The organism is Microcoleus sp. T2B6 (genome assembly GCF_036700475.1).
Lineage (GTDB): Bacteria > Cyanobacteriota > Cyanobacteriia > Cyanobacteriales > Microcoleaceae > Microcoleus.
This window is the reverse complement of record NZ_JAUBOZ010000077.1, coordinates 1-24,578: the sequence shown is the minus strand read 5'-3', so window position 1 is coordinate 24,578 and position 24,578 is coordinate 1. Positions and strand designations below refer to the sequence as shown.

20 protein-coding genes are annotated in these 24,578 nt (G+C 47.2%); 8 read left to right on the top strand and 12 right to left on the bottom strand.

Annotated elements, in window-relative coordinates:
* Positions 1-1,140: 1,140 nt before the first annotated feature.
* Together QUA00_RS26300 and QUA00_RS26295 are read left to right on the top strand one after the other, a co-directional pair.
* Positions 1,141-4,665, top strand: coding sequence for a response regulator (locus tag QUA00_RS26300; protein ID WP_333411706.1), 3,525 nt, complete (start codon positions 1,141-1,143; stop codon positions 4,663-4,665).
* A gap of 547 nt (positions 4,666-5,212) precedes the next feature.
* Complete coding sequence (locus tag QUA00_RS26295) at positions 5,213-5,659, top strand: hypothetical protein (RefSeq protein ID WP_333310556.1); 447 nt, start codon at positions 5,213-5,215, stop codon at positions 5,657-5,659.
* Between the two features lie 161 nt (positions 5,660-5,820).
* Here QUA00_RS26295 and QUA00_RS26290 read toward each other — a convergent pair whose 3' ends face one another.
* Together QUA00_RS26290 and pheS are read right to left on the bottom strand one after the other, a co-directional pair.
* Positions 5,821-7,137 (bottom strand): transposase, encoded by a 1,317-nt coding sequence (locus tag QUA00_RS26290; RefSeq protein WP_333411705.1) that lies wholly within the window; start codon positions 7,135-7,137, stop codon positions 5,821-5,823.
* Positions 7,138-7,417: 280 nt separating this feature from the next.
* A complete protein-coding gene (pheS, locus tag QUA00_RS26285; RefSeq protein ID WP_333286421.1) occupies positions 7,418-8,422 on the bottom strand; it encodes a phenylalanine--tRNA ligase subunit alpha in 1,005 nt (334 codons plus the stop codon).
* Between the two features lie 208 nt (positions 8,423-8,630).
* Between pheS and surE the strand changes: the two genes are divergently transcribed.
* Both surE and QUA00_RS26275 read left to right on the top strand, forming a co-directional pair.
* Positions 8,631-9,437: a 5'/3'-nucleotidase SurE gene (gene surE / locus QUA00_RS26280; RefSeq protein WP_333145688.1), complete on the top strand. Its 807-nt coding sequence runs from the start codon at positions 8,631-8,633 to the stop codon at positions 9,435-9,437.
* Positions 9,438-9,564: 127 nt separating this feature from the next.
* The gene (locus tag QUA00_RS26275; RefSeq protein ID WP_333145690.1) at positions 9,565-9,963 is read left to right on the top strand and encodes a hypothetical protein; all 399 of its coding nucleotides are present in this window, start codon (positions 9,565-9,567) and stop codon (positions 9,961-9,963) included.
* Between the two features lie 448 nt (positions 9,964-10,411).
* Here the strand turns inward: QUA00_RS26275 and QUA00_RS26270 are convergent, their stop codons facing one another.
* Both QUA00_RS26270 and QUA00_RS26265 read right to left on the bottom strand, forming a co-directional pair.
* Entirely contained in the window at positions 10,412-11,632 is a 1,221-nt protein-coding gene (locus QUA00_RS26270) for an LL-diaminopimelate aminotransferase (RefSeq protein ID WP_333145692.1), read from the bottom strand.
* 351 nt (positions 11,633-11,983) lie between these two features.
* Positions 11,984-12,310 (bottom strand): thioredoxin domain-containing protein, encoded by a 327-nt coding sequence (locus QUA00_RS26265; protein ID WP_190740071.1) that lies wholly within the window; start codon positions 12,308-12,310, stop codon positions 11,984-11,986.
* A gap of 144 nt (positions 12,311-12,454) precedes the next feature.
* On the opposite strand from QUA00_RS26265, the gene QUA00_RS26260 reads away from it, so the two are divergent.
* Positions 12,455-13,207 (top strand): biotin/lipoate A/B protein ligase family protein, encoded by a 753-nt coding sequence (locus tag QUA00_RS26260; RefSeq protein ID WP_333411704.1) that lies wholly within the window; start codon positions 12,455-12,457, stop codon positions 13,205-13,207.
* A 351-nt stretch (positions 13,208-13,558) separates the two neighbouring features.
* Here the strand turns inward: QUA00_RS26260 and QUA00_RS26255 are convergent, their stop codons facing one another.
* The 6 genes from QUA00_RS26255 to psaK all read right to left on the bottom strand — a co-directional run bounded on the left by QUA00_RS26255 (position 13,559) and on the right by psaK (position 19,226).
* The gene (locus tag QUA00_RS26255) at positions 13,559-14,386 is read right to left on the bottom strand and encodes a DUF928 domain-containing protein (protein ID WP_333411703.1); all 828 of its coding nucleotides are present in this window, start codon (positions 14,384-14,386) and stop codon (positions 13,559-13,561) included.
* A 27-nt stretch (positions 14,387-14,413) separates the two neighbouring features.
* Entirely contained in the window at positions 14,414-14,599 is a 186-nt protein-coding gene (locus tag QUA00_RS26250) for a hypothetical protein (protein WP_333411702.1), read from the bottom strand.
* Between the two features lie 206 nt (positions 14,600-14,805).
* Complete coding sequence (locus QUA00_RS26245; RefSeq protein ID WP_333411701.1) at positions 14,806-15,606, bottom strand: DUF928 domain-containing protein; 801 nt, start codon at positions 15,604-15,606, stop codon at positions 14,806-14,808.
* Between the two features lie 30 nt (positions 15,607-15,636).
* Entirely contained in the window at positions 15,637-17,583 is a 1,947-nt protein-coding gene (locus tag QUA00_RS26240) for an adenylate/guanylate cyclase domain-containing protein (RefSeq protein ID WP_333411700.1), read from the bottom strand.
* Positions 17,584-17,664: 81 nt separating this feature from the next.
* The gene (locus QUA00_RS26235) at positions 17,665-18,861 is read right to left on the bottom strand and encodes a site-2 protease family protein (protein ID WP_333411699.1); all 1,197 of its coding nucleotides are present in this window, start codon (positions 18,859-18,861) and stop codon (positions 17,665-17,667) included.
* Between the two features lie 80 nt (positions 18,862-18,941).
* Positions 18,942-19,226, bottom strand: coding sequence for a photosystem I reaction center subunit PsaK (psaK, locus tag QUA00_RS26230; RefSeq protein WP_333070476.1), 285 nt, complete (start codon positions 19,224-19,226; stop codon positions 18,942-18,944).
* 133 nt (positions 19,227-19,359) lie between these two features.
* Between psaK and QUA00_RS26225 the strand changes: the two genes are divergently transcribed.
* A complete protein-coding gene (locus QUA00_RS26225; protein WP_333368704.1) occupies positions 19,360-20,007 on the top strand; it encodes a phosphoribosylanthranilate isomerase in 648 nt (215 codons plus the stop codon).
* A 133-nt stretch (positions 20,008-20,140) separates the two neighbouring features.
* Here the strand turns inward: QUA00_RS26225 and QUA00_RS26220 are convergent, their stop codons facing one another.
* On the bottom strand, positions 20,141-20,455 hold the full coding sequence (locus tag QUA00_RS26220) for an acylphosphatase (protein WP_333411698.1): 315 nt from the start codon (positions 20,453-20,455) through the stop codon (positions 20,141-20,143).
* A 59-nt stretch (positions 20,456-20,514) separates the two neighbouring features.
* Here QUA00_RS26220 and QUA00_RS26215 point away from each other — a divergent pair, with 59 nt between their 5' ends.
* Positions 20,515-21,066 carry a CPBP family glutamic-type intramembrane protease gene (locus QUA00_RS26215; protein ID WP_333411697.1) on the top strand — a complete coding sequence of 184 codons (552 nt, stop codon included), beginning with the start codon at positions 20,515-20,517 and terminating at the stop codon, positions 21,064-21,066.
* A 45-nt stretch (positions 21,067-21,111) separates the two neighbouring features.
* The gene (locus tag QUA00_RS26210) at positions 21,112-22,413 is read left to right on the top strand and encodes a HEAT repeat domain-containing protein (RefSeq protein WP_333411696.1); all 1,302 of its coding nucleotides are present in this window, start codon (positions 21,112-21,114) and stop codon (positions 22,411-22,413) included.
* Positions 22,414-22,571: 158 nt separating this feature from the next.
* On the opposite strand, the gene QUA00_RS26205 is transcribed toward QUA00_RS26210, so the two are convergent.
* Complete coding sequence (locus QUA00_RS26205) at positions 22,572-24,578, bottom strand: BamA/TamA family outer membrane protein (RefSeq protein ID WP_445305762.1); 2,007 nt, start codon at positions 24,576-24,578, stop codon at positions 22,572-22,574.

Below are 24,578 nucleotides of genomic sequence, written 5' to 3'. Positions count from 1 at the left end.
GCTGATTCACCCGGCCCAAAAACCGATACCAGCCACCGACACTCGTCGGGGACAGATCAAAATTTTAGACCCTAGTTCAAGCTCCCCGATTCATCTGTGGAGTAAATCTAAAATCTAAAATCTAAAATCTAAAATCGACCGATCGGTTTCCACAGAGTACATCCCTAGCTAAGATTAACAGATGGATGCTCGATCTTGCGGTGTTTCGCCGCAGTAATTGGCTTGGGCGTTGGTCTGCAGGAGGCACAAAAAATGCCGAGATCGGGAAAAAAGTGCAAGTCTAACTAAAATGGTACAGCAATTGCGTCACTCCCACAGACACCTCTGTGGTCTGTGGGCCACCCCCGAATATCAGTCAGGGGCTCGGCGCCGGATGGTGGTCGCTATCCTTGGCTGACTGTTAAAGTTGCTGTTACTTGTGGGAAAAAAACACAGGGGAAGATGTTGGTTGTCTATTGTATCTTGCTGCGGGCAGCTTTCACATACCAAATAAAATATTCCCAGGAGCCAGGAGCAAACATAAATTTGGCCAATCAACTCACAATCAGGACGGTTATTCCTATGTATTCGGAGATATCGAGACGGCAGTTAAAATGGGAGCATCTCATATTTGTAAAAACACTTCTTCTGGCTCCTTCCTTCTTCCTCTTCCCTCCTGCCTCCTCCCTCAAAACTCCTGCCTCAAAACTCCAATTTCTAGCTGGGCTGCTTTCATTGAGATGCTCCCGTTAAAAGGGCCAGATGTGTGTTTGCTCTCCTGCTGCATAAAGGTAAGGGGTGAAAAAAACTTATCGGGAGACGAGTTTATATGAATATCATTAAATAATAAAATTGGGGTGCACGACAGATAACTGTGGCTCAGAAGAATTCCGAATTGAAAACCCAGACATCAAAAATCAAGGTTGATGCTTGCCTCGGCCTACTCACAACAACTTCATATCCACGAATGATTGTGATACCATTTTCCCAAAATAATGGCACTCTAGGCAAAATACCAATCCTTATGTCATCAGTCATTCGCAATCGAAAATCGAAAATCGAAAATCGAAAATGGTATGACTTCAGCAATTTAAATCGGCGAATTCTTCCTTTTATCAGACTTATTAAATCGCACAGCCCCGGGGCACAGGAGAACGGTGCATGAATTCCCAAGAAAATCCTAAGCTAAAAATTCTGATCGTCGATGACGAACCGGATAACCTCGACTTGCTTTACCGCACCTTTCATCGAGACTACAAAGTGCTCAGAGCCGAATCTGGCCCCGCTGCTCTCGAAATTTTGGCAAAAGAGGGAGAAGTAGCAGTGATTATCTCCGACCAGCGAATGCCAAAAATGAGCGGTACGGAGTTTCTCAGCTTGACGGCGGCTCAGTACCCCGACGTGATCCGAATTATTTTAACTGGCTATACGGATGTTGAAGATTTAGTTGAAGCTATTAACGCTGGCAAAGTATTCAAATACGTTACCAAGCCTTGGGATGCTCAAGAGCTGATAAATCTTGTCAGTCAAGCTGTTGAGACTCACAATCTTCTGAAAACGCGCACCAATGAACTGCGCCGTGCTTTGAGCCAAGAATCGCTGCTTTATGCCGTTACCAATACTATCCGATCGGCTCCCAATTACCAGCAAATGCTGCAAAGAATTGTGGAAAGTGTCGGGCAGATGTTTGAGGTGAGTTGCTGTCTGCTGCGGCCGTTCCAAGACGGCCGGGTGGCCGATGAGTGGTTCGTTTACCAGAAGGCAGAAACTAAAGGGTTGGGGGGCGATGAGGAAGTCACGCCCCCAGATGCTTCTGCGGCCGAACTCTCCCCGGATTTGCTGCCGGATTTGGTTTGGGAAACTCTGGATGTGGAGGTGATTCAAGATGCCCAAACTGACGATCGAGTTTTAAACTGGGATAATCAACAGCGAAAGCAGGCTTACGAAGCTGCGAATATTCGATCGAGCTTGATCGTACCGCTATTTTACAAAATCGAACTGATGGCAGTCTTGGCGCTGCACCAGTTTGATCGACGGCGCCAGTGGCAAGACCACGAGGTACAGTTGGTAATTACCGTGGCAGACCAAGCGGCTTTGGCGCTTTCTCAAGCCCGGGCTTACGAACAGGTGCGGGCGCTGGCCAAGCGGGAGGCCTTAGTCAATACTATTACTACGGCAATTCGATCGAGTCTCGATCCCCAAAATATTTTTGCAGCCATTACTCAACAACTCGGCCAAGCTTTGCAAGTTGACGGCTGCGCCCTATCTCTGTGGACAGAAGATGATGAATACGTCCAATGCGTGGGGCTATACGACACAGATAGGGATACCGTGGCTGTAGAACAGGGTTTTATTGACAATCCAGAGCTAGTTGCGAACCCTCTGGGCTACGAGACGGCTTCTGGCGATGCTGCTGCTAACACTCGCGCCTGGGTTTTTGCCCATCCTTCTTTGCCACAGTCTTTGGTGCCGATTCGGGGCAATCCGCTGTTGTTGCAAGTTATGGTATCAAAAGAGCCGGTGGCGATCGAAGATCTCGACGAACACCCCGAGTTAAATGTTACAGAACTGCAAGTGCGATCGCCAGCCCGCGCCCTGTTAGTCGTTCCCTTACTCTCAGAAGGCAAAATCATCGGCAGCATTTCCCTGCGCCAAAATCACAGCATCCGCCGCTGGAACATCTCAGACATTGACCTGGCTCAAATAGTCGCAACTCAAGCTGCTCTGGCCGTGCAGCAGTCGCGCCTCTACCAGACTACCAGACAGCAGGCAGAACGGCTTCTGGAAGCCGATCGGCTCAAAACCGAATTTTTCCAAAATATCTCCCACGAGTTCCGCACGCCTCTAACTCTAACTATCGGCCCTCTGGAATCAGCTTGCAGGCGCAAAGAAGACTTGCCCTACGAACAAGCCGTAATCGCTTTGCGTAATTCCCGCCGCCTCCTGCGCTTGGTAAATCAACTGCTGGACTTGCAGCGGCTCGATGCCGGACGGATGCAGCCGAGTTTCCGCCCCTGCGATTTAGTCGGTTTCTGTTACTCTACCGCAGAGTCGTTCCGCGCCTACTGCGAGAAAAAAGGACTGCACTTAATTACCCAACTGCAAGAATGTCCTTTACTTTATTTGGACTTGGAAAGATTTGACAAAGTTATTTACAACCTGCTGTCAAATGCTGTTAAATTCACCCCAGAAGGCGGAACTATCACCCTGAAAGTTGAATCGGCCGGCGCTCACTGCTTGTTGCAAGTAAAAGACACGGGGATCGGCATTCGCACCGAACAAATTCCCTATTTATTCGAGCGCTTTCACCAAGCCGAAGGTTCAGCTAGCCGTTCCTACGAAGGCAGCGGCTTAGGTTTGGCACTTGTCAAAGAATTAGTCGAACTCCACGGCGGTCAAATTTCAGTTGAGTCAGTTTACGGCGAAGGTACTACTTTTACCGTTTGGCTGCACTTTGGTTCGACTCACTTGCCCCCGGAACAGGTACTAGAAATACCTGCGGAGTTTCACTCATCCAAAGCTGCGGTGGAACTGGCAGATGTGGAGGCGGATTTGTCGGAAAATGAGGCAGAAAATCATAACTTTGAGGCGCTCGAACCTGTCAGATCAGAAACAGCAGTGGGAACGGTTTTGGTAGTTGACGACAATCCAGATTTGCGATTTTATGTCTCGGCCATTCTGCGAGATTCCGGCTTTGCAGTTTTGCTAGCCCGCAACGGAGAAGAAGGATTTGCCGTGGCTAAAAAACGTCGCCCTAATTTAATTATAACTGATTTGATGATGCCTTTGATTTCGGGATTGGATTTGATTCGGATGATTCGAGAGGATGAGGAATTGCAGGGAACTCCGGCAATTTTGCTGACTGCTAAAGCCGACGAAGATACTCGAATTGAAGGAGTAGAAAGGGGTGCTGATGCTTATTTGTCCAAGCCTTTTAACGATAGAGAATTGTTGGCGGAAGTGCGGAATTTGCTCGCCCTCAAACAAAACGAGCGCCGAGTGCAGCAGTTGAACAGTTATTTAACTGAGTCGGTGCTGCGCCGATTTTTGCCGCCGGCGATGGTGAAGGCCGCAGCGGCTGGAGATTTGGCCTTGGATTTGCGCCCGGAACCGCGATTGATTACTATTTTGTTTAGCGATATTGTCGGTTTTACTCAAATGGCAAATACGCTGCGCTCGCGCCGGGTAGCTGAGCTGTTGAATGAATATTTGGCGGCAATGACTAAGGCTATTTTTGACAGTGGCGGTACGGTGGACAAGTTTGTTGGAGATGCGGTAATGGCTTTCTTTGGCGCGCCGGAGGAACTAACGCCTAATGAGCAAGTACGCCGCGCTGTGGCTGCTGCTGACCAAATGCTGCGAGCTCTGAAGGAGCTTAACAAGGGCTGGTTGGAGCAGGGAATTGTTGGGGAAAATGGCGTCCCTCCGGTGCGGTTTCGCTGCGGAATTCACCAGGGTACTGCGGTGGTGGGGATGTTTGGCGGCCCCGATCGATCGGATTATACTGCGATCGGGCCGAGCGTGAATATTGCCGCCCGCTTGCAAGAGGTGACGGAACCAAACACGGTGCTAATTTCGGCGGCGGTTGCAGATTATGTGGAGGAAAATCGCATTGTTAAATATAAGCCTTTGAAACTAAAGGGAATTGATGAAACGGTATTGACTTTTTTACTAAATTGTGATTAGTCATTAGTTGTTTGTTAAGTATTATATGTTGATATCCCACACACAATCTCGGAAACAACCTCTTCGTAAATACAGCCGATTTCAACTGAGTGAAGTACCTTCACCCCACCCGCCCCAAGGCTGTTTCATATCGATTCCGGTTGCACCGGAATCGATATCAATTGTTTAATCTTTAATCTAAAATTTACAATCGACTCACCAAAGTTCAAGATTCCAAATGGCGGCTGGGGAGTCAACTCTAAAATCTAAAATCTAAAATCTAAAATCTAAAATTGACTGACTTTCCTTAATCAATTGTTTAATCTTTAACCTAAAATTTACAATCAACTCACCAAAGTTCAAGATTCCAAATGGCGGTTGTGGAGTCAACTCTAAAATCTAAAATCTAAAATCTAAAATCTAAAATTGACTGACATTCCTTGCGTCCATCTATCAAAAGAGTGACATTTTTTAACCGTTCGTTGGCGGATAACCTCTCTCTAGAGAACGGTTCAGCCGATCGCTCTGATCGAGTAGAAATAGAATGTCATATCTGATTGTGTATTGTATGAAACTGAATTCTTTTACGAAACGGCTTTCGACTGTCGGGCGCTGGATGGCTACAACTGTGCTTTGCGTGTCAGCGATGGCCTTCGTTTGGTCTGGTGCGTTCTTCTCCAACACCGCAGCAATGGCATCTCCTAGTGTAAACTTGATCGCAGCAGCAGATGCGGGCGATGCGGTTCAAGAAAAAGCCAGCAAAGATGCTGGACGAGCCAAGAACTTCATCCGAGATACAGAAGAGAAGGTTAAGGAAACTGCCAAGACAAATGCTTCTAAAGTCGATCGATCATCGGAGGATGGTAGTGTAGTAGAGCGCAAAGCTAAGAAAGATGCGGCCACAATTGAGAAAAGAGCATCGGAAGATTCAGCTCGGACTCAGAAAGCAGTAGATAATACCAAGAATGCTGTCGAGAGCGCTGTTGACAGCATCAAGGGTGTTTTTAGCAAGTAGACAATAAATAAGTAGGTAAGTGCAAAAAAACAATAATATCTTGCAGGGGCTTGTAGGGGCGGCTTTAGGGCTTATCTACAGTAAGGGCGAGTCATCGTTGCAGAACCCGCCCTCTCCCCAAGTAATGTTTATTTGTACTTACTTACGTCAACTACCCAGCATCAAGCGGAGTACCGCCGGAGACGTGGGCTTGCATCTGAGCTCCACCGCAATTGGGAGAATCTTTGCAGAATCTCAGCTTTAGTTTCACGGCCCGACACATTAGGGGATGCTGACAAGCTCCCCGTACTCGTCCAGTCCTGCCGGACAAGCAACGTTCTCATGGCAATATTTCGCGCACCCACCAAATCAGCATGAAGCTCGTGTCCGCAACATTCACAGCGAAACAATAGCCCTTTTTTTGGTCTATTGCCTGCTGATGTGTGTCCGCACTTTGGACAGCTTTGCGAAGTATAATGAGCTGGGACTTTAGTAGCTAAAGAGCCGTTCAAATTAGCTTTGTAGTCAATATAGCCGTGCAATTCGGCAAACGACCATTTAGCTTTATTTCGATTAGCTCTTCGCTGTTTCTTGCTAGCCTTTTTACCAGACTTGGACTTAATTCTCTCCCGAACTCCGGTTAGGTTTTCCAGTCCAATCAAAGTATTAGGTTTGGCAATATCCTTGCTAATTTGGTGGTTCACGTCAGCGATAAACCGTCTTTCTCTTCCCGACAAAGCAATTAGTCTGCGCTTTGCCGAACGAGTGTCTTTACGCTGAAGAGTTTGTCTAGCTTTATGATAGCGGTTGGCTTTATGTCTAGCTTCTGAACCTGAGTAGAAATTAGACTTGTTTTGTAAGTCTGTTTCTACGGCTAAGTAGCGCATCCCCACGTCAACCCCAGAAACTCTAGTTATTTTCAGTGGGTCGAGCTCAGGGGTTTCTACCTCAATACTTACCATCAAATAGTAAACCTTAGAGGAACGCTGATAGACAATTTTAGCTGCTCCAAACTTGGAACCCTTGGCAATCAAATCCAGATGTTTGTTGTAGCCATCATACGAGACTACTATTCTACCAGCTAGGGTGATAATACTCACCCTTTGCTCGGATTTAAACGAGTAATCGCGTTGATAATTTAAGGTACAGGTTCGAGAGATATATTTAGGAGGTTGGTCTAGTCCTTTGTACCGTTTCTTGGTGTACCCTTTAGCAATACCATCGTTAGATTGTTTTACTTTAGTCCAGAGAGTTTTGTAAGTTGCCGAAACTTGTCTTGGTACATTACAAGCCATCTGAGCACCGAGTCCAAATCGAACTCGCAATTCATTGTAGACAGCCTTTTGCAACTTAGCGCCATTGCTGGTTTTGTTCGCATCAAAAGCAACTCGCGAAGTATGATTCAAGGCATCGCGATAAGCCAAGGTAGTCTGAGACACCAGAGCTTTTTGCTCGGCATTCAGGTTTAGCTTTAACTTGGCGGTGATTATTTGAGGCATTACTTTCACGAACTCTGGGAAAATTCTATCTCGTGAAGACACCAAAAGCAAGTGGTGTAGTAAAAATCATCTGTTCGCTCATCGACCGCCCCTCACCTTCGGACACATAAAGTCATCGGTTTGGTTCGGGGCGGCTCTCTTCGCTCACGCCAATTCCTCCCGACGCTCACCTGGGTACAGGTAGAGCGCGGGACTCCTTTGGGTTTAGTTGAAACTGAAAGATTGATGTACATTGACCAGGCTCTCTAGACGGCTCGTGTAAGCGACCCCAAACCATGCTTTAAAATTGCCGCAAAAAGCGCAAATCGCTAGCATAAACCCGGCGAATGTCGTCGATTTCATAAAGTACCATTGCGAACCGCTCGACACCAAAACCGGCCGCAAACCCAGTATATTTTTCTGGGTCTAAACCCACTCCTTTAAGAACATTAGGATCGACCGTTCCGCAGCCCAAAACTTCCAGCCATTTGCCGTTCCACTGCAAATCAACTTCAGCAGAAGGTTCTGTAAACGGAAAGTAACTCGTGCGGAAACGAATCGGCAAATCTTGCCCGAACATTTGCCGCAAAAACTCTTTTATTGTGCCTTTCAAGTCCGTAAATGTCAGACCTTCATCAATTGCTAAAAGCTCAATTTGGTGGAAGACTGCTGCGTGAGTAGCATCGACAGTATCGCGGCGGTAAACGCGGCCGGGAGAGACAATCCGAATCGGCGGTTTGTGCTGTTCCATGTAGCGAATTTGCACTGATGATGTCTGAGTCCGCAGTAAGTCGCCGCCTGGTAGGTAAAATGTATCTTGCATATCCCGCGCTGGGTGGTCGGGCGGTGTGTTCAGCGCCTCGAAGTTGTAATAATCTGTTTCCATTTCCGGGCCGTTGGCGACGGTGTATCCGAGGCCGACAAAGATATCGAGAGCGCGGTCTATGACGGCGTTTAAGGGGTGAACGCGGCCTTGGGGGCGAAAAATCCCCGGCATGGTGACATCGATGGTTTCTGAGGCTAATTTGGCTTGGATTTGGGCTGTTTGGAGGGCGGCGCGCTTGTCTTCTAAATCTGCTTGCAGGGCTTCTTTGACTGTATTGGCGATCGCACCTACTTTGGGCCGCTGGTCTGGCGACAGTTTGCCCATCATGCCTAAAATTTGAGAGAGTTGGCCTTTTTTGCCGAGGTAGCCGAGGCGCAACTGTTCAAGTTGTTCGAGGGTATTGGCAGTGGCGATCGCACTTTTGGACTCTTGACCGAGGGTTTCTAGTTGAGTTTCAATGTCGCTTAGCTGGACAGTCATTTTGATTTTAGATTTTAGATTTTAGATTTTAGATTGATGGCAGTTTTGGGCCAAGTTGAGTTTAGCGCAATTTTGGCTCTACAGCTTGTTGATTTTAGATTTTAGATTTTCGGCAGTTACGGATAATTTGTAATAAGTAATTCGATGTTAGAGCGATCGCCCTAGTTGAATCTAGTTTAGTATTGTTATAAGGCCTATAAAAATTTCAATGAAACTTTTAATTAGCAACGACGACGGCATCTTTGCACAAGGCATCCGCAGCCTCGCCAACGCTCTCGCCGCCGCTGGCCACGATGTGAGTGTAGTTTGTCCCGACAGAGAGCGCTCCGCTACCGGCCACGGCCTTACCCTGCACCAACCCATCCGCGCCGAAATTGTCGAATCTATTTTTGAGCCCGGAGTCCAAGCTTGGGCCTGTTCGGGTACTCCCGCCGACTGCGTGAAACTTGCTTTGTGGGCTTTACTTGACAAACCGCCGGATTTTGTTCTTTCCGGTATCAACCACGGGCCTAATTTAGGCACGGATATCATCTGTTCGGGTACGGTTTCGGCAGCAATGGAAGGAATTATGGAAGGTATTCCCAGCATTGCTTTCAGCCTCGCGAGCTTTACTTCGCAGGAATTTGGGCCGGCGGTGGATTTCGCTGTCACCTTGCTGGCACAGTTGGAAAAACAGCCAATGGCCAAACCGATGCTGTTGAATGTCAACATACCGGCAGTCACACAAGCAGAAATTACCGGAGTTGCGATCGCCCGTCAAGGCATTCGCCGCTATTTCGACATATTTCAAAAGCGCACTGATCCGCGCGGCAAAACTTATTATTGGCTGGCTGGCGAATTGTTAGAAGATGTAGAAGAAATCGCCGATTCGGCGGTGCCGCATGATATTCCTACAGACGTACAAGCTATTCGCGACAACAGAATAACCGTAACTCCCTTGCAATATAATCTCACCTGTGCTCCAGACTTGCACTCGCTGCGGGATTGGCAATTTGAAGGTTTTCCCAAGCATTGAGCTCCGATCGACCCGATTGGAGCGGTAAACTAGGAATTAAGGAAAAGTGCCTCTCAAGGTCTATACCTTAAGCGTTAACACAGGCTACCAATTACTTGTTAGTTTTTTTTACTCAAGAAAAACAGTTATGAACGCTCCCACCTATAACACTCATTCTGTCACTTGCCCGATCTGCAACCGTTCCAGCGTCGTAGGCCCAGTCGGGATGGTCAGTGGACTATTCACTTGTCCCCACTGCCATTCTCATATGGTAATTAGCTGGAGCGGTCATTTTGTGCGCGATCCTTTTAGTCTCAAACAACTGACGGTAGGAAAGATGCTCAGGCGCGAGAGCAGGCCGTTAGCTCGGCTTCAGCGGGACTTTGGGCTGGGTAAGCCTTTTCCGCTGATTGCTATTTTGGGCAGTGTGGTCTTTTTCGGGTGTGCGATCGCCGCTACGGAACAATCGCTACCCCGACAGAATTCACTTCAAGGATTTTTAGAGTGGGTGAGCGGAACTGGTAATTCCCAAGATGTCTCACGTTAACATTTCTTAAAAAAGATTCTGACAGATACTGCGTGCAAATATCTAGTCCTTTAGGTAGAAATCACACTATTTTAGCAATTGCATCCCTCTTGAGCTACGGGTAAGCACTTAGACGGGGTGCCCTTCATCGTGTGCCCAAAAACGTCAAAACCCCAGTCCCGCAGGGGTTTTAACCCCTGTAGGGAAAGCGCCGTGCCCATAGGTGTCAACTTAACGTGCAACCGATAGTCCGACAGGGGTTGAAACCCCTGCCTCAAAGCTAAAGTCGTCTGAAGACGACTAATGAGTTTTTGAGTCCTCTTTGATAGGACTTTAGCTATAAGCCCCGTGGAATTCATTCCCTGGCGAAGAGTGCCTGGTGAGCTGGAGGACTGGCGGACTAAAAGCTTAAGTTGACACGCCTCGGACACGGCGCCGTGTCCCTACGGCGCTCGCCGTAGGGGTGTACTCAATTTAGAAACTCAGCAATTTTTCTAACTGCTGCTTCCAAAATTGCTGGCGACTCGACTAAGGCAAATCGCACGTAGCCTTCTCCTGATTTCCCGAAACCGGCACCAGGGGAAGCTGCGACTCCTGTACTCTGTACTAGCTGAGTGCAAAATTTCACGGAATCTTGGGCCCAAGGTTCCGGCAGTTTCGCCCAGACGTACATGGTGGCGGGGGGTACGGGTACTTGCCAGCCGATGCCCTGTAGCGCGTTTACAAAGGCATCCCGCCGTTTTCTGAAGGTTTCTACGCTGGTTCTGACGGTATCTTGAGGGCCCGTTAATGCGGAGATCGCTCCGTTCAAAATCCCTCGGTATTGGTTGAAGTCCACTGCGGCTTTTACCTGTCGCAGCGCTGCAATTAGTTCGGAATTGCCGATCGCATATCCGACTCGAAAACCTCCCATACTGTAGGATTTGGATAGTGTAAAAAACTCGATCGCCACACTCTTATCTCGATCCGCCTGAAATATTGACGGTGCCATCAATTTGCGGTTTTCCTCGATCCCAGAGGGCGGGCACGGGGGCACCGCCCCTACGGAATCGTCAAAAACCAAATCCACATAAGGGAAATCGTGAACTAAAACCAGCCGATGTTCTCGACAAAAAGCCACAGCTTTCTCAAAAAAAGCAACCGGGGCGATCGCAGTTGTAGGATTGTGAGGATAGCTCAAAACCATCATCTTCGACTGAGCAAGCACTGCTGTCGGAATATCTTCAAATATCGGCAAAAAGGCATTTTCTGCTAATATCGGCATCGGATAAATTTGACCGCCCGCCAAATGCACACCGCCCGCGTGGGAAGGATAGCCCGGATCGAGCAGCAAAGCAAAATCTCCAGGGTTGAGTACAGCTAAAGGCATATGCGCTGTGCCTTCTTGGGAACCAATTAACGGCAGCACTTCTGTTTCTGGATTGACTGCAATCCCAAATTTTTGCTCGTACCAAATAGCTGCTGCTTCCCGAAAATCTCTTGTGCCGTTAAATAGCAAATAGCCGTGGGTGCTGGTGTCGGACAGAGAATGTGCGATCGCATCTGTAATATGAGCCGCCGCCGGCAAATCCGAAGAACCCAGAGACAAGTCAATCACATTTTGCCCCGCTGCTCTAGCTTGAGCTTTTGCCCGATCCATATCGGCAAATACATTAAATTGCAGTGGTTCTAAACGTTTAGCAAATTGCATATTTTCTATAGTTTTGTGGAATTTTAAGGAATGTTTTTATCTGAGCTAAATTATTTTTTATAGGGCCTTTTTATTGACTTTGGGATTTTTTTTAGTAACCGCAGAGAGCGCAGAGGGCGCAGAGCCAGAGAGGAATATGGAGGATAAAAGAGAGATGTTAAAAAAATATTTGCGATTTCTATAGTTGTAAGCTGTTGTTCATTTAAATTGCATATTTCGAGTCCCGATCAACAATCATCAAATCCTCTCCCCCTCTCCTCTTCTCCCCCTCTCCCTCTCTAATACCATAGGCAATCTAGATGCAACACAGCTTAAGTTGGGAGTTGGAAACTCCCGAGTCATTTCCAAACTTTATAAGTGAGCGTCGAGCAAACCGACCAAAGTTTGTTTAGTAATAGCTCCCTCGTGAGAAAGCACTACTTCGGCATTTTTAAACAGCCTGAGAGCTGGGACTCCTTCTACTTTATACTGCTTGACAGTATTAGGATTGGGGTCAATTTCCATTTTAACCACTTTCAGCCGATCGCTGTAGTTGGCCGCCACCCAGTCTATCGAAGGCGCGATCAGTTTGCAAGGCCCGCACCAAGTAGCCCAAAAATAGGCAAGCACTGGTTGCTCTGCTTTCAGGACTTCTGTTTCAAATTTTTCGTCGTTAATGACAATTACACTGTTGCTCATGGTTCTGCGATTATTTTTTCTATTTATTTCTAAAGCACCGGCTGGCGTGAAACTTGCACCAACTTAGAAGACAGGCCCAAAAAACTGTTACTAATTTTAAAACATTCTGCGAATTATTGAGTAGAAACTAAGGACTCGCGACTGATGGCTAATTCTGTTTGGCGTTTAATTCCACTGTTGTCGGCGTCTGGTAGGGTGCAGATGGCGATCGACCAATGGCTCCTGGAACAGCATCTAGCGGGCAAACATCCGCCAACTCTGCGATTTTACACTTGGCAACCGGCGACGATTTCCTTGGGCTACCACCAGCGCAGGTGGCCGGAGTTTTGGCAGCAGTTGTCTTGGCAGGGAATGCCTGTGGAGTTGGTGAGGAGGCCCAGCGGCGGGCGCGCCGTGCTCCACCAAGGGGATTTAACTTATGCCGTTGTGGCGTCGGGATTTGGAAGCAGCCGTATGAAAGCTTATCAGACTATTTGCAAGTTTTTGATTGAGGGTTGGAGGGCGATGGGTTTGGATTTGCAATACGGGGAAGCTGGAAGGGGTTATATTCACAATCCGAATTGTTTTGGTACTGCGACGGGTGCGGATTTAGTTACGCTTGATGGCTGCAAGTTAATTGGTAGCGCGCAATTGCGACGGGGTGATGCTATTTTGCAGCACGGTTCGATGCGTTTGCAGCCGGATGTTAAATTATTTTCTCAAGTTTTTGGGGAGGAATTAATTCCTGTGCAATTACCTCTATCTGAAGGGGGAGATGATTTGATTGCCACTGTAATTGATGTTTTGAGTGCGGCGGCTTGTCGCTGTTTTGAGATTGATTTGAAAGTCCAGCCACTTTCAGAAGAGGAATGGCAGGATATTTGGGAGTTAACAAGTAATAAGCTGTTTCACATTTAACCTCCATATTTGGGGGCGGGCTTTCCTGCCACCTTTTCGGAACAGCCAAGATGGCCGTTCCACAAGAGCTTTCTGGGATAATTATTGTGGGGTATACCGACTTTTGGGAACAGCCAAGATGGCCGTTCCACAAGAGATTTTTGGAATAATTATTGTGGGGGATGTCAAAAAGTCGGCCGCCTTTTGGGAACAGCCAAGATGGCCGTTCCACAAGAAAGAATTTTTATTGTAGAACAGCCATCTGGGCTGTTACTGATACAAGTTAAAAACTTGTACACTTCTTTTTATGAAAACTCTTCTAGCCCGTTGCTCTAACGTTGCCAAAAAAGTTAAATTTATATGCAGTACAGCTTATGGCTGCGGCTCAGTTTGAACGATCGGCTCTTTGGCAATTTGGCCCAATTTCACTGAATCTAGCAAGCTTTCCCAATCAGCAGCTAATTCTGCATCATTAGGATTAGCGCGACGAGCAGCAGCTAAAGTGCTGAGGGCATCTTGCCAAATCCCATTCTGAGCATAAATAAAGGTTTTCTGGCGCGCATCAGCCCGATCTAATTGACGGAGGATATCTGCACTGAGTTCAACTCGGCGCACAATACCTTCTCCCAACATATCTGCGGATCTGTCTTGAGCGTCACAAATCAATGCAACAGACCAACGGTAATCTTTGCCTACTTGCAAGGGCGACACATTTTTATTGGCGGGGAGACTAACACCGATGACCCCTGATGAATTGTTAGTTTTTAGGGTTGTTTGATAAATCGGCTTCCCGTTTTCATCTTTCAGAACAAATTCGGCTTCTTGCGCCTCTGTTTGAGGCAAGTAGAAAAAGAATAGAGGATATTCCGAAACAGTCCGTCCGATTTTATTTTCTGGTATCAAGACTGTAAACTCTATCTCACCCTTCACGCATTTACTTGGTTTGCGCCTCACTCTCGGTACCTCCCCCGGTGACCGATTATCTTCACGGGGCTCAACGAAGCGCGGCCCTCCCGATTGAGTATTGTCTGGCCCGTAGCGTGGCCCTGCCGGTTGAGGATCGTCTGGCCCGTTCTCTGTGTTTATTCGCGGCCGTCCCAAAACGGCAAGTTGGGAAATGTTGAGTGTGGCGATCAATACTACCGCTGCCATTGATGTCAGGTGGATGATAAACTTAGTAGTTTTTTTTATTGGCTTCATGAATGTTTAGGGATAGATGCTGTTTATTTACTTTTTTTTCATTCCCAAAATGCCGTAGACATTAACTTTTTGTTCCCTGTCTTTTAACGGTAAAGCTCCCCAAGATTCTACTTCAAATTTCCCTGCCAGATGCAGTAAAGTTTCTTCTGCAATCAATATCTGGCAAGAGGACAATTGCCAGATATTGATTGCAGCTTTCCAACCGAGAGGCAATATTTACGCTGTTGCCCCTCGCTCCATATTCTAAGTTTTGAAATTGATTTGAAAGAGTAGCCTCTTTCAGAAGAGGAAAGGCTGGCAATACAGGACTTGCGAACTCCGACTCCTAGAAACCCGGTTTTTTAGCGAATCTGCGGGCGACAAGGAAGTTTTTTCGTCCATCAAACCCGGTTTCTGGCCGCCCCCTGCTATGCAATAAACTATGGCTGCGAGTGGGGTTCAATTTGAACGATCGGCTCTTTGGCAATTTGGTTCAATTTCACAGAATCCAGCAAGCTTTCCCAATCAGCAGTTAATTCTGCATCATTAGGATTAGCGCGACGAGCGGCAACTAGAGTGCTGAGAGCATCTTGCCAAATCCCATTCTGAGCATAAATAAAGGTTTTCTGGCGCGGATCTGCCTGATCTAATTGACTGCGGATATCTGCACTGAGTTCAACTCGGCGCACAAAACCTTCTTCCAACACATCTGCGGATCTGTCTATAGCGTCGCAAATCAATGAAATAGACCAAGGGTACTTTTTGCCTAATTGCAAAGGCGGCACATTTTTATTTGCAGGGATACTAACACCGATAACCCCTGATGAATTGTTAGTTTTTAGGGTTGTTTGATAAATCGGCTTCCCGTTTTCATCTTTCAGAACAAATTCGGCTAATTCCGCCTCTGTTTGAGGCAAGTAGAAAAAGAATAGAGGATATTCCGAAACAGTCCGTCCGATTTTATTTTCTGGTATCAAGGCTGTTAGCTTTATCTTACCGATATCGCATTTACCTGGTCCGCGCGTCGATTTCGCTGGAGCCCCTGGTGACAGATTATCTTCATCACGGGGCGGAACGAAGCGCGGCCCTCCCGATTGAGTATTGTCTGGCCCGTTCTCTATGTTTATTTGTGGCCGTCCCAAAACGGCAAGTTGGGAAATGTTGAGTATGGCGATCGATACTACCGCTGCAATTGATGTCAGGTGGATGAGAAACTTAGTATTTTTTTTCATCTTTTTCATGAGTTTTTAGGGAGAGATTCTGTCTTTTTATTACTTTTTAATTCCCAAAATGCGGTAGACATTAACTTTTTGTTCCCTGCCTTTTAACGGTAAAGCTCCCCAAGATTCTACTTCAAATTTCCCTGCCAGATGCAGAAAGGTTTCTTCTGCAATCAATATCCGGCAAGTGTCCTCTTGCCGATCCTTTTCGCAGCTTTCCAGCCGAGAGGCAATATTTACGCTGTCGCCGATCACTCCATATTCTAAACGGGTTGCGCCTCCCAGACTACCCACCATCACAGGCCCTGTAAAGATTCCTACTCGCATTTTTGCGGTCGGCAAACCGCGTGTGAGCCAATTTTGATTCATTTCGGGCAAGCGGGAACTGATGGCTAGAGCGCAAGATACGGCGAGGCGAGCATCTTCGGTAATTTCTTCGGGAGTGGTGCGGGGAATAGGTACGCCAAATACTGCCAGCATTCCATCTCCGGTAAATTTATTAATCACGCCTTGATGTGCTTGGACTTCTTGGGCCATAGCTGATAAATACTCATTTAACCAACTCATTACTACTTCTGGCGGTAGTTTTTCGGAGATTGTACTAAAACCTTGCAAGTCGGTCAGTATGATGGTAGCAGTAAGTTTTTGCCCTGGCAATAAGCCAGATTCGAGCAGATGGACGCGCTCTTTCCACAGGGCATTTGCGATCGCGGGTGAAGTTTGTTGTCCTAATAATTTCATCACAATCCCTTGCTGTTGCTTCGACTGCTCGTATTTATAGGTGATTGTGACTCCTGCGGTGATTAAAAGTGCCAGGGCTGGGGCAATTAAAGGTATCCATCCCTGTTGAGTGAATAGGAAAAAGGTGAATCCGAATAATGAGCCGAAAGCTGCGATCGTACTTCCCATCAAACTCAGCGATTCTTCTAGCCGCCAAGCTAAACAGCCGCCCACTGCACTCCAAACAGCGAGCCACAGCATTTCTTGCCATTCGTCCCAATACCAAAATATCCCTTTGCCGTCTAAAATTGCGCTGAGAAATTGGCTGGTGGCCGTTGCGTGAATTAATACCCCAGGGGTCAGGATATTACCGTTTTTACTAGCGCTGTAAGGCGTAGAAAAAATATCTTTTACAGTAGGGGCTGTAACCCCGATCAAGACTATTTTATCTGTGACCAGTTTGGGGTCAACTTTGCCATCCAAAACTTCAGTTAGTGTCACGCTCTCTGCTATATTTTTCCCAGAGCGGTAATCGAGCAATATTTGATAACCTTTGGCATCAATGTTCTGATAACCTCCTGAGTGAGAGCGCAGTTTTGCAAATACCGTTTTATCTACCACGAAAAGATCATTTTCTATGGTTTTATAGGGGACTTTTTTGCTGTCAAAATATGCAAAAGCTAGCGTACTGGACAATGAAAAAAACGTTTTTTTACCATCGCCAACAGAAATCAAATTGCGGCGCACTATACCGTCTGGATCGACTACTAAGTCGTTAAATGCTACCCGCTCATCTGGTATGTTAGGAGGAGGTGCCACTCGATCGTACTTTGACTTGCCGATGAAGGTAATGGGAAATACTTTGGGGTTTTTCAATTGAGCTACTAATTCTGCATTCCCCGGTTCGTAGGGAATGTCGCGAATTATATCTATGCCAATAGCTGTGGGTTCAAAACGCGCTATTTCGGCGATCGCTTTTGCTAAAACGCCATCGGAAATTGGCCATTTCTTAAAAGCATGAATGTCCTGTTCTGTGATTGTCACTATCAGCAACCTGGGGTCAGGACCCGGATCTGATCGCAACTGCACCATCACGTCGAAAGCATTTAATTCCAATGGCTGCAACCAGCCTAAATGCCGCACTCCCAATAGAGTTCCCGTCACGGCAATGCAGGTAATAATCAGAGGTTGCAAGTCAGGGAAGGGGAAGGAATGAGTTAAGTTTTTCCAACGTCTCTCCGCCAATTTATGATAAATTCTATTAAAGAATTTGGGCATAAAATTTTTTGCTTCAACCCTCATTGACAAAGTTTGCTACATCTTAACTTATCACTGATGCCCCTTACCGATGCCAAAATTTTAGTTTTCTTGTGCAGTTTTCGCGATCGCACTTAACTGCAATCCCTGCGGATAGCTGTTTTCTTCTTTGCTGCGCTTGATGTCTGTTTCGGAAATCTGGGGTTTGAGGTATTTTGCCAAAACTTTAACCACGTCGCCCCGATCGATCGTCCCCGCTACTGAACCAATCGGCGATAGGACGATGATTCGGGGGAGTTGACGGGCTTCCATGCTGTTAATTACTTCTGCGAGGGATGCTTTTTCGGAGACTGTGGGGGTTTTTCCCAGGGGTTTCAAAATGTTGTGCAAAGTCTGAACTTGCCATTGACTGCGTTCTGTGAAGCGGATATCGTCGATCGACACTAAGCCCAAATCCCGGCCGTTGGTCGCTGCAATGTAAAATGGAAACGGATTGACTTCTAACAAATAGCGATCGGCAAATTCTCGCAGAGTCAAATCTGCATCTACAACTCGAAACTCGCGGCTCATCGCATCGCTGGCTTTAATTTTTAGTAGGGCTTCTTGCAGTGAAGTCAATCTGCTATAAGCAGTGGCATTGCGAATGCCAAACCAGCCGATCAGCGCAATCCACAAGCCGCCGTACTCGCGCGCTAAAAAGCATAAACTCAGACCCAAAGCAACAGCCAGCCAGCCTAAAACTTGTCCTGTTTTTGCCGCCCAGCGAACGCCGGCAAATCGAGAGCCGGTGATTTTCCAAATAGCTGATTTTAAAACTTGTCCTCCATCCAAAGGCAGACCGGGAATTAAGTTAAATAATCCCAAAACGAGATTGATTAGCGCTACCCTTTCGGTGACAATTGCTAGCAAACTTTGCGGGGGAAGAACTTGAGAACCCAAACCGAGGATTAAAAACAGCGCAAAGCTGACTAGAGGGCCGGCAATAGCTACTTGAAAAGCTTGACCGGGAGTTTTTGATTCCGAGTCGATCGAAGCTACTCCACCAAATAAGAATAAGGTAATAGAATTAACTTTAATGCCTTGCGATATCGCCGCCAAGCTGTGTCCGAGTTCGTGCAAGAGCACGGAAGCAAACAGGAGCAGAGCTATTGCTAACCCCGCACCCCAGGAGAGCGCAGGCCCCCACAGGCGGTAACTGCTGGCGTATTCGCGGGTTGCTAAGGCTAAAATTATAAACCACGAATAATCTATAACTAGGGGGATGCCAAATAAAGAGCCGATTCGCCAACCTGTCTGCATGAATTTTCCTGGGAAAGGAGAGCAAGAAAGAGTTTCTATTATATCTTTTCTACCCCTTGCCTTTGCCTTTCCCCTGATTTTTACAGAACTCCGGCGTTACCCAAGCCCAAGATTACTCCGGCTCCGAGCAAGTGGCCGAAGCTGGCTGTTGCCAGCAATTCTGGTACGCCGAAGCCTTTGAACATTCCAGGGAGTGCAACGGGTAAAGCTGGGCCTTTGCCTCGGTTTTGCTTGGAGATGCCGTAGTAGCCGATCGTGATCGCCAGCAAATTGCATAAAATCATTGTCAGTCCTACCAGTGGCGACCACTCTGGTGTTGAGGGAGCGGTAGATTGTACGGCTAACAGCAAAGATGAGTTGATCACGTTCTTATCTCCTGATTTCACAGATAAATTGATTTCCACGATTATAAAAAGCGGTTTGCATTAAACTAAGATTTGTTTTAATAGTTAACAATTCGTTGATATTTTGATACAAATTCGGAACGGAGGACGAGGAGTGCGGGTTAAAATTTGCGGAATCACTAAATTAGACCAAGGAATTGCGATCGCCCGCTTGGGAGCCCAGGCTTTGGGGTTTATCTGCGTGCCGGCTTCCCCCCGCTATGTCAGCCCAGAAACAATTCGCCTGATTGTCGAGCAGTTGCCGGAAAATGTCGATCGCATCGGCGTTTTTGCCAACACCACAATAGAAAATATCTGTCAAGTAGCGGCAGAGTCAAATTTAAGCGGGGTGCAGTTGCATGGAGATGAAACAGCGGAATATTGCGATCGACTGCGGGAGTTTTTGCCGGGAATTGAAATTATCAAAGCCCTGAGAGTTAAGACTCCTGAAACTTTAGCCACCGCTGCTGTTTATGCTGTTCGTGTCGATACTTTACTGCTGGATGCTTACCATCCAGGGCAATTGGGCGGTACTGGTAAAACGATCGACTGGATGATGTTATCAGAGTTTAGACCGCAGTGTCCTTGGCTGCTGGCGGGCGGTTTAACACCCGATAATATTTTAAATGCAATTGATAGCGCGATCGGCAATAACTTCAGCGGTGTTGACCTGTCTAGCGGCGTAGAAATAGCGCCGGGAGATAAAGATTTGACCAAAGTTGCTCAGTTGTTTGCTAATTTAAGTCAACTTGCTCATCATTGATAAATTGGCAATAGCAAATTCGCGCTTTTTATGCGATTTATTCTTTAGTCAGCGTGGGCGAAGCCTGCCTTATACAAGGCAGACCTCGTTGATACAGTAGCGGTTTCAACCCCAGTTTATTCCCTTTATTCTTTTATCGGCGGATCTCAAAAGTACGCGCGGGGGAGCTATCTTGAAGGGAATCGCCCTCCGGGTCTTCGTATTCCAAAACCAACTCACTAACCGTAGCACCGGTGGGGCCGCGGCGGCACCAACTAATCATTCCTTCCACAGCTTTTTTGGAGCCTTCAAAGACAGCCTCGACGCGCCCATCGGGGAGATTTCTCACCCAGCCACTGAGGCCGAAATACTTTGCTTGATTCCTTGTTGAATATCGGTATCCTACTCCTTGAACTAATCCCGAAACAAAAACGCGGACTCTGACGGGCGGCAATGATTGGTTTTGCATAATAAACGGCGCGAATTACTGCTAACATCTGTTTGAAAATTTTAAGGATCAGTTTGATTATGTTAAATTTTAGCCCGATGGCGCTGCCGGGATTCCTGATACGCCGCGTCACCCTAGCTTTTTCAACTATTCCCGATTTCACCGATTGGCTGGTTGCAGCTATGCTCGCGCTGGTTTACACTTCGATCGCTCTTTCCGTGGGTTTTTGGTCGGGATTTCTAAAAGTAGACGTGCAAACCTCTCGGCGTACAATTGTGGGAGTGCTCATTGGCTGTTTGTTAAGTCCGGGCATCACCGAGGAATTATTGTTCCGCGTGTTAATGCTTCCACACCCGCTTGAGAATGCTTCTGGGTTAATGCTGTGGTTTTGGGGATGCGCGAGTTTGGCGGCTTTTGTAGTTTACCACCCGCTGAACGCGCTGACTTTTTACCCGGTTGGTCGATCGACCTTTATGAATCCAGTGTTTTTGCTACTGGCAGCAATTTTGGGAGTTGCGTGCTCCCTCGCATACCTGCAAAGCGGTTCTATCTGGCCTGCGGTGGCGGTTCACTGGCTAGCAGTGACAGCCTGGCTGTTGCTACTGGGCGGTTACAGGAGGCTGTATGGTTAAATGTAAAAAGTCCAGCATCACTATTTTGTCGGGAGGATCTCAGTTGTGGGTATCATAGGGGCGATCGTAGGTTTTTTGGCAGGGGTAGCAGTTGCTTACTGGTTAGTAGAAAAGCGCTTAAACAAGCAAAAACAAGAATACTTGCAGCAAACTCGCAGAATTACTGAGGAAATAGAATTAGCTCAGATGTCTCGGGTGCGACAAGCTGTCGAATCTCAGAAAGGAGAACGGGAAAATCAGCTTAGAAAAGCTACTATCGAACACGACAATTTACTCAGACAAGTTACTACCCAATACGAAAACCAGCTCAAACAAGTTGCAGCTCAATATGAAAATCAGCTCCAACAAGTTTTGGCAGAACGCGACAGTCAGCTCCAACAAGTTGTCAGCGCACACGAGCCTGAGCTGCGGCGACAAATCACCGAGGAATTAGAAGCCGCTAACAATGCTAGGATGCAGCAAAATATCCAATCTTTGCAAGCAGAACACGAACATCATTTACTCAGACTTGCTGACGAATTGCATCTAAATTATCAAGCTCAGATGGAGCAACATTTGCAAAACTTGCAAAATGAACACGAAATTCGCTTAAGGCAAACTGCTGAGGAATATGAGAACCGCGAGGTTGAGATGCAGTTAAATATGGAGGCTTTGCAAGAGCAATACGAGAGTCAGTTGCAAGCGGCTCACGAGCAGTTGAGAGAGCACGAAGCTCAGATGCAAGCTACTATCAGGTCTTTGCAAGAGCAGTACGAGAGTAATGTACAACAACAAGAAGTCCCCGATCAGCAGTTTAGTCAGTTAAATTCAACAGAATTTGCCGAAGGTTTATCACAAGAAGAAGTTTGGCAGGAACTGTCAAGTGAGTTAAATCAAACAGAAGTTGAAGAAGAGTTAAATTACACAGATTTTTCGGTACCACAACCAATTGATTTACCTCAACCAGAAGTCGAACAACAGCTTCCAATTACCAGACAAACACCAAGCTATTCCCTACCGCAGTTGATGGGATGTGTTCAAAGTCAGGACAAAGAAACCCGCAAGTTTGCAGCGTCTGCTTTAGGTAAAATGGCTGCTGCTAATGCTCTGAGAGCCGAAGGTCAGCGAGCAATAGAAACCTTGGGGAAATTAGCTCAAGATATTCACCCGGAGGTGCGCGGATCTGCTGTGGAAGCACTAGCAATGATTAAGTCGGAAAAAGTGATTCCGCTGTTGCAAAAAGCTTTGCGAGATACAGATAGCGGTGTGGCTAAATCGGCAAGTGCTGCGCTCAATAAGTTTAAGTTTTATCCGCGCACTCCGGCGGCTAAGCCGAAAACTGTTGATCTGAAGAAACCAAAGCGTTAAGCATTTATATCAATTCCCGTTGCACCGTCCGTGACTGTTGACTGTAGAAGGAGGGGTGGAAAAACTGAATGGTTGAGTGTTAACTGTTGACTCGGTTTTACAGCATATTCCAGAATATGCTGTAACTTGTGACTAATGACTACTGACTGATGACTAATTTAAAATCGCTGCTTTGTACCGAGTATAAGTTTGATGTCGCCGGAGTCGCTAACCGCCATATCTAAGCGAATTAATCCAAAGGACGATCGCACCCTCACACCGACCCCAACACCCGCCCCAGTCCCCGGTTTGTCCCTGACTACCGCCGGTTTTCCCAGTACGCTATCTCCCGTTCCCAAATCCGACGCAAAATCAACAAATATCACGCCGCCAACATCCTGGCCCACAGGAAACCGATATTCGCCGGAAGCTAAAAAATAACTCCGGCCACTGCCAATATCCCCGCTATCGTAACCCCGCACGGAATTGCGGCCGCCGAGGCGAAAAGCTTCCGTTGGTGGCAAATCCCCGATTACCGTCCCCCCTTGCAAGTTAAAAGCCAGCATTTCGGGCAAGGCTTCGGACTCGCTAATGCCCAACAAAGTTACGGGTACATAATGTATATAATTTGCTAACAGCCTGTTACTCACAATGTTACCTCGCCCCAAAGGTATCGACTGCTCGGTGCTGAGGCTGAGAATCGAGCCGCTGGTAGGGTTGAAGGGATTGTCCCGCCGATCGAGCATCGCACCAAAAGAAACAGTGTATAACTCGTCAACGCCGCTGCCGCTGAATGTGAGAGGATTGCCGAGTTCGTCGCGGCGGGCAATATTTAAGTTGCGATCGCGCGTACTGATATTTGTATAATTCAGTCCCAAAGTCGATTGCCAATCGCCCAAAGGTCTGGTAAACCTGAGATTTCCCCCCATCCGAATTTCCCGAACTCGGTTCCCGTTGGGCAAATCAATATCTTTGTTGAAAATTTCCGATATTCTGCGATCGCCAAAAGCTCTCACACTGTATCCCAAACGGTCTTCGGCGGCAACGTAAGGGCTGACAAACTGGACATCGTACTGGATACCTCGGAGGCTGGGCTCAAGTTCCACCGCCAGCCGCTGTGGGGTGGTGCCGAAAGTTCGATCGGTATAGGAAAGAGGAACCGCAACGCCCACATCATCACTAAGACTGGCACTCACGCTAAAAGAGCGAGCCGATCGCTCTTGAACGTTGTAGATTACATTAACATCCGTGCCCACTTCTTCGATCGAAACCGTAACTTTCTCAAACAATCCCAATTGCTGCAACTGCTGTAAATCCGATCGTACAACTTCCCGGCGGTAGTTATCCCCCGCCTTGAGTTTGAGCTCACCTCGGATAAAATCTTCCGAAATTCTGCCCTCAACCGGATTCCCTTTTTTATCAACAGCTTCACCTCTGGAATTGACAAAGCGAATTTTCACGTCAGCAACGTAAACGCCCTCAGCATTGCCCCCTTGACTGATTTGTAGAGTACCCCCTAGCTGTCGGGCGTTGCTGTTTACTGCTTCGGGGATTTCGGCTTGTGCCGCCAGCGTCGCCGGAGTTTTTAACAGAGATGTAAAATCTTTATTGTGGCTGGACTTGAGTGAGGGCGATTCCCTAGGGGATAGCTGCGCCGCGCGTACTTCAGCCAACATTCCTGTTCCACAAAACAATTCATCTCTTGTGGAACGGGCATCTTGCCCGTTGTTGACAGATGCAGCACCGTTCTTGAGAGAGGTTGCACCATTCTCAATCAGCTTGTGATGAACAGGCAAGATGCCTGTGCCACCAAACAATTCATCTCTTGTGGAACGGGCATCTTGCCCGTTGTTGACAGATGCTGCACCGTTCTTGAGAGAGGTTGCACCATTCTCAATCAGCTTGTGATGAACAGGCAAGATGCCTGTGCCACCAAACAATTCATCTCTTGTGGAACGGGCATCTTGCCCGTTGTTGACAGATGCAGCACCGTTCTTGAGAGATGCTGCACCATTTTCAATCAGCTTTTGATGAACAGGCAAGATGCCTGTTCCACAAAACAATTCATCTCTTGTGGAACGGGCATCTTGCCCGTTGTTGACAGATGCAGCACCGTTCTTGAGAGAGGTTGCACCATTCTCAATCAGCTTGTGATGAACAGGCAAGATGCCTGTGCCACCAAACAA

What these genes read in the sequence shown, in the direction of transcription:
- QUA00_RS26300 (WP_333411706.1), top strand. Translation starts at nt 1,141, where the DNA reads ATGAATTCCCAAGAAAATCCTAAGCTAAAAATTCTGATCGTCGATGAC.
- QUA00_RS26295 (WP_333310556.1), top strand. Translation starts at nt 5,213, where the DNA reads ATGAAACTGAATTCTTTTACGAAACGGCTTTCGACTGTCGGGCGCTGG.
- QUA00_RS26290 (WP_333411705.1), bottom strand. Translation starts at nt 7,137, where the DNA reads ATGCCTCAAATAATCACCGCCAAGTTAAAGCTAAACCTGAATGCCGAG.
- pheS (WP_333286421.1), bottom strand. Translation starts at nt 8,422, where the DNA reads ATGACTGTCCAGCTAAGCGACATTGAAACTCAACTAGAAACCCTCGGT.
- surE (WP_333145688.1), top strand. Translation starts at nt 8,631, where the DNA reads ATGAAACTTTTAATTAGCAACGACGACGGCATCTTTGCACAAGGCATC.
- QUA00_RS26275 (WP_333145690.1), top strand. Translation starts at nt 9,565, where the DNA reads ATGAACGCTCCCACCTATAACACTCATTCTGTCACTTGCCCGATCTGC.
- QUA00_RS26270 (WP_333145692.1), bottom strand. Translation starts at nt 11,632, where the DNA reads ATGCAATTTGCTAAACGTTTAGAACCACTGCAATTTAATGTATTTGCC.
- QUA00_RS26265 (WP_190740071.1), bottom strand. Translation starts at nt 12,310, where the DNA reads ATGAGCAACAGTGTAATTGTCATTAACGACGAAAAATTTGAAACAGAA.
- QUA00_RS26260 (WP_333411704.1), top strand. Translation starts at nt 12,455, where the DNA reads ATGGCTAATTCTGTTTGGCGTTTAATTCCACTGTTGTCGGCGTCTGGT.
- QUA00_RS26255 (WP_333411703.1), bottom strand. Translation starts at nt 14,386, where the DNA reads ATGAAGCCAATAAAAAAAACTACTAAGTTTATCATCCACCTGACATCA.
- QUA00_RS26245 (WP_333411701.1), bottom strand. Translation starts at nt 15,606, where the DNA reads ATGAAAAAGATGAAAAAAAATACTAAGTTTCTCATCCACCTGACATCA.
- QUA00_RS26240 (WP_333411700.1), bottom strand. Translation starts at nt 17,583, where the DNA reads ATGCCCAAATTCTTTAATAGAATTTATCATAAATTGGCGGAGAGACGT.
- QUA00_RS26235 (WP_333411699.1), bottom strand. Translation starts at nt 18,861, where the DNA reads ATGCAGACAGGTTGGCGAATCGGCTCTTTATTTGGCATCCCCCTAGTT.
- QUA00_RS26220 (WP_333411698.1), bottom strand. Translation starts at nt 20,455, where the DNA reads ATGCAAAACCAATCATTGCCGCCCGTCAGAGTCCGCGTTTTTGTTTCG.
- QUA00_RS26215 (WP_333411697.1), top strand. Translation starts at nt 20,515, where the DNA reads ATGTTAAATTTTAGCCCGATGGCGCTGCCGGGATTCCTGATACGCCGC.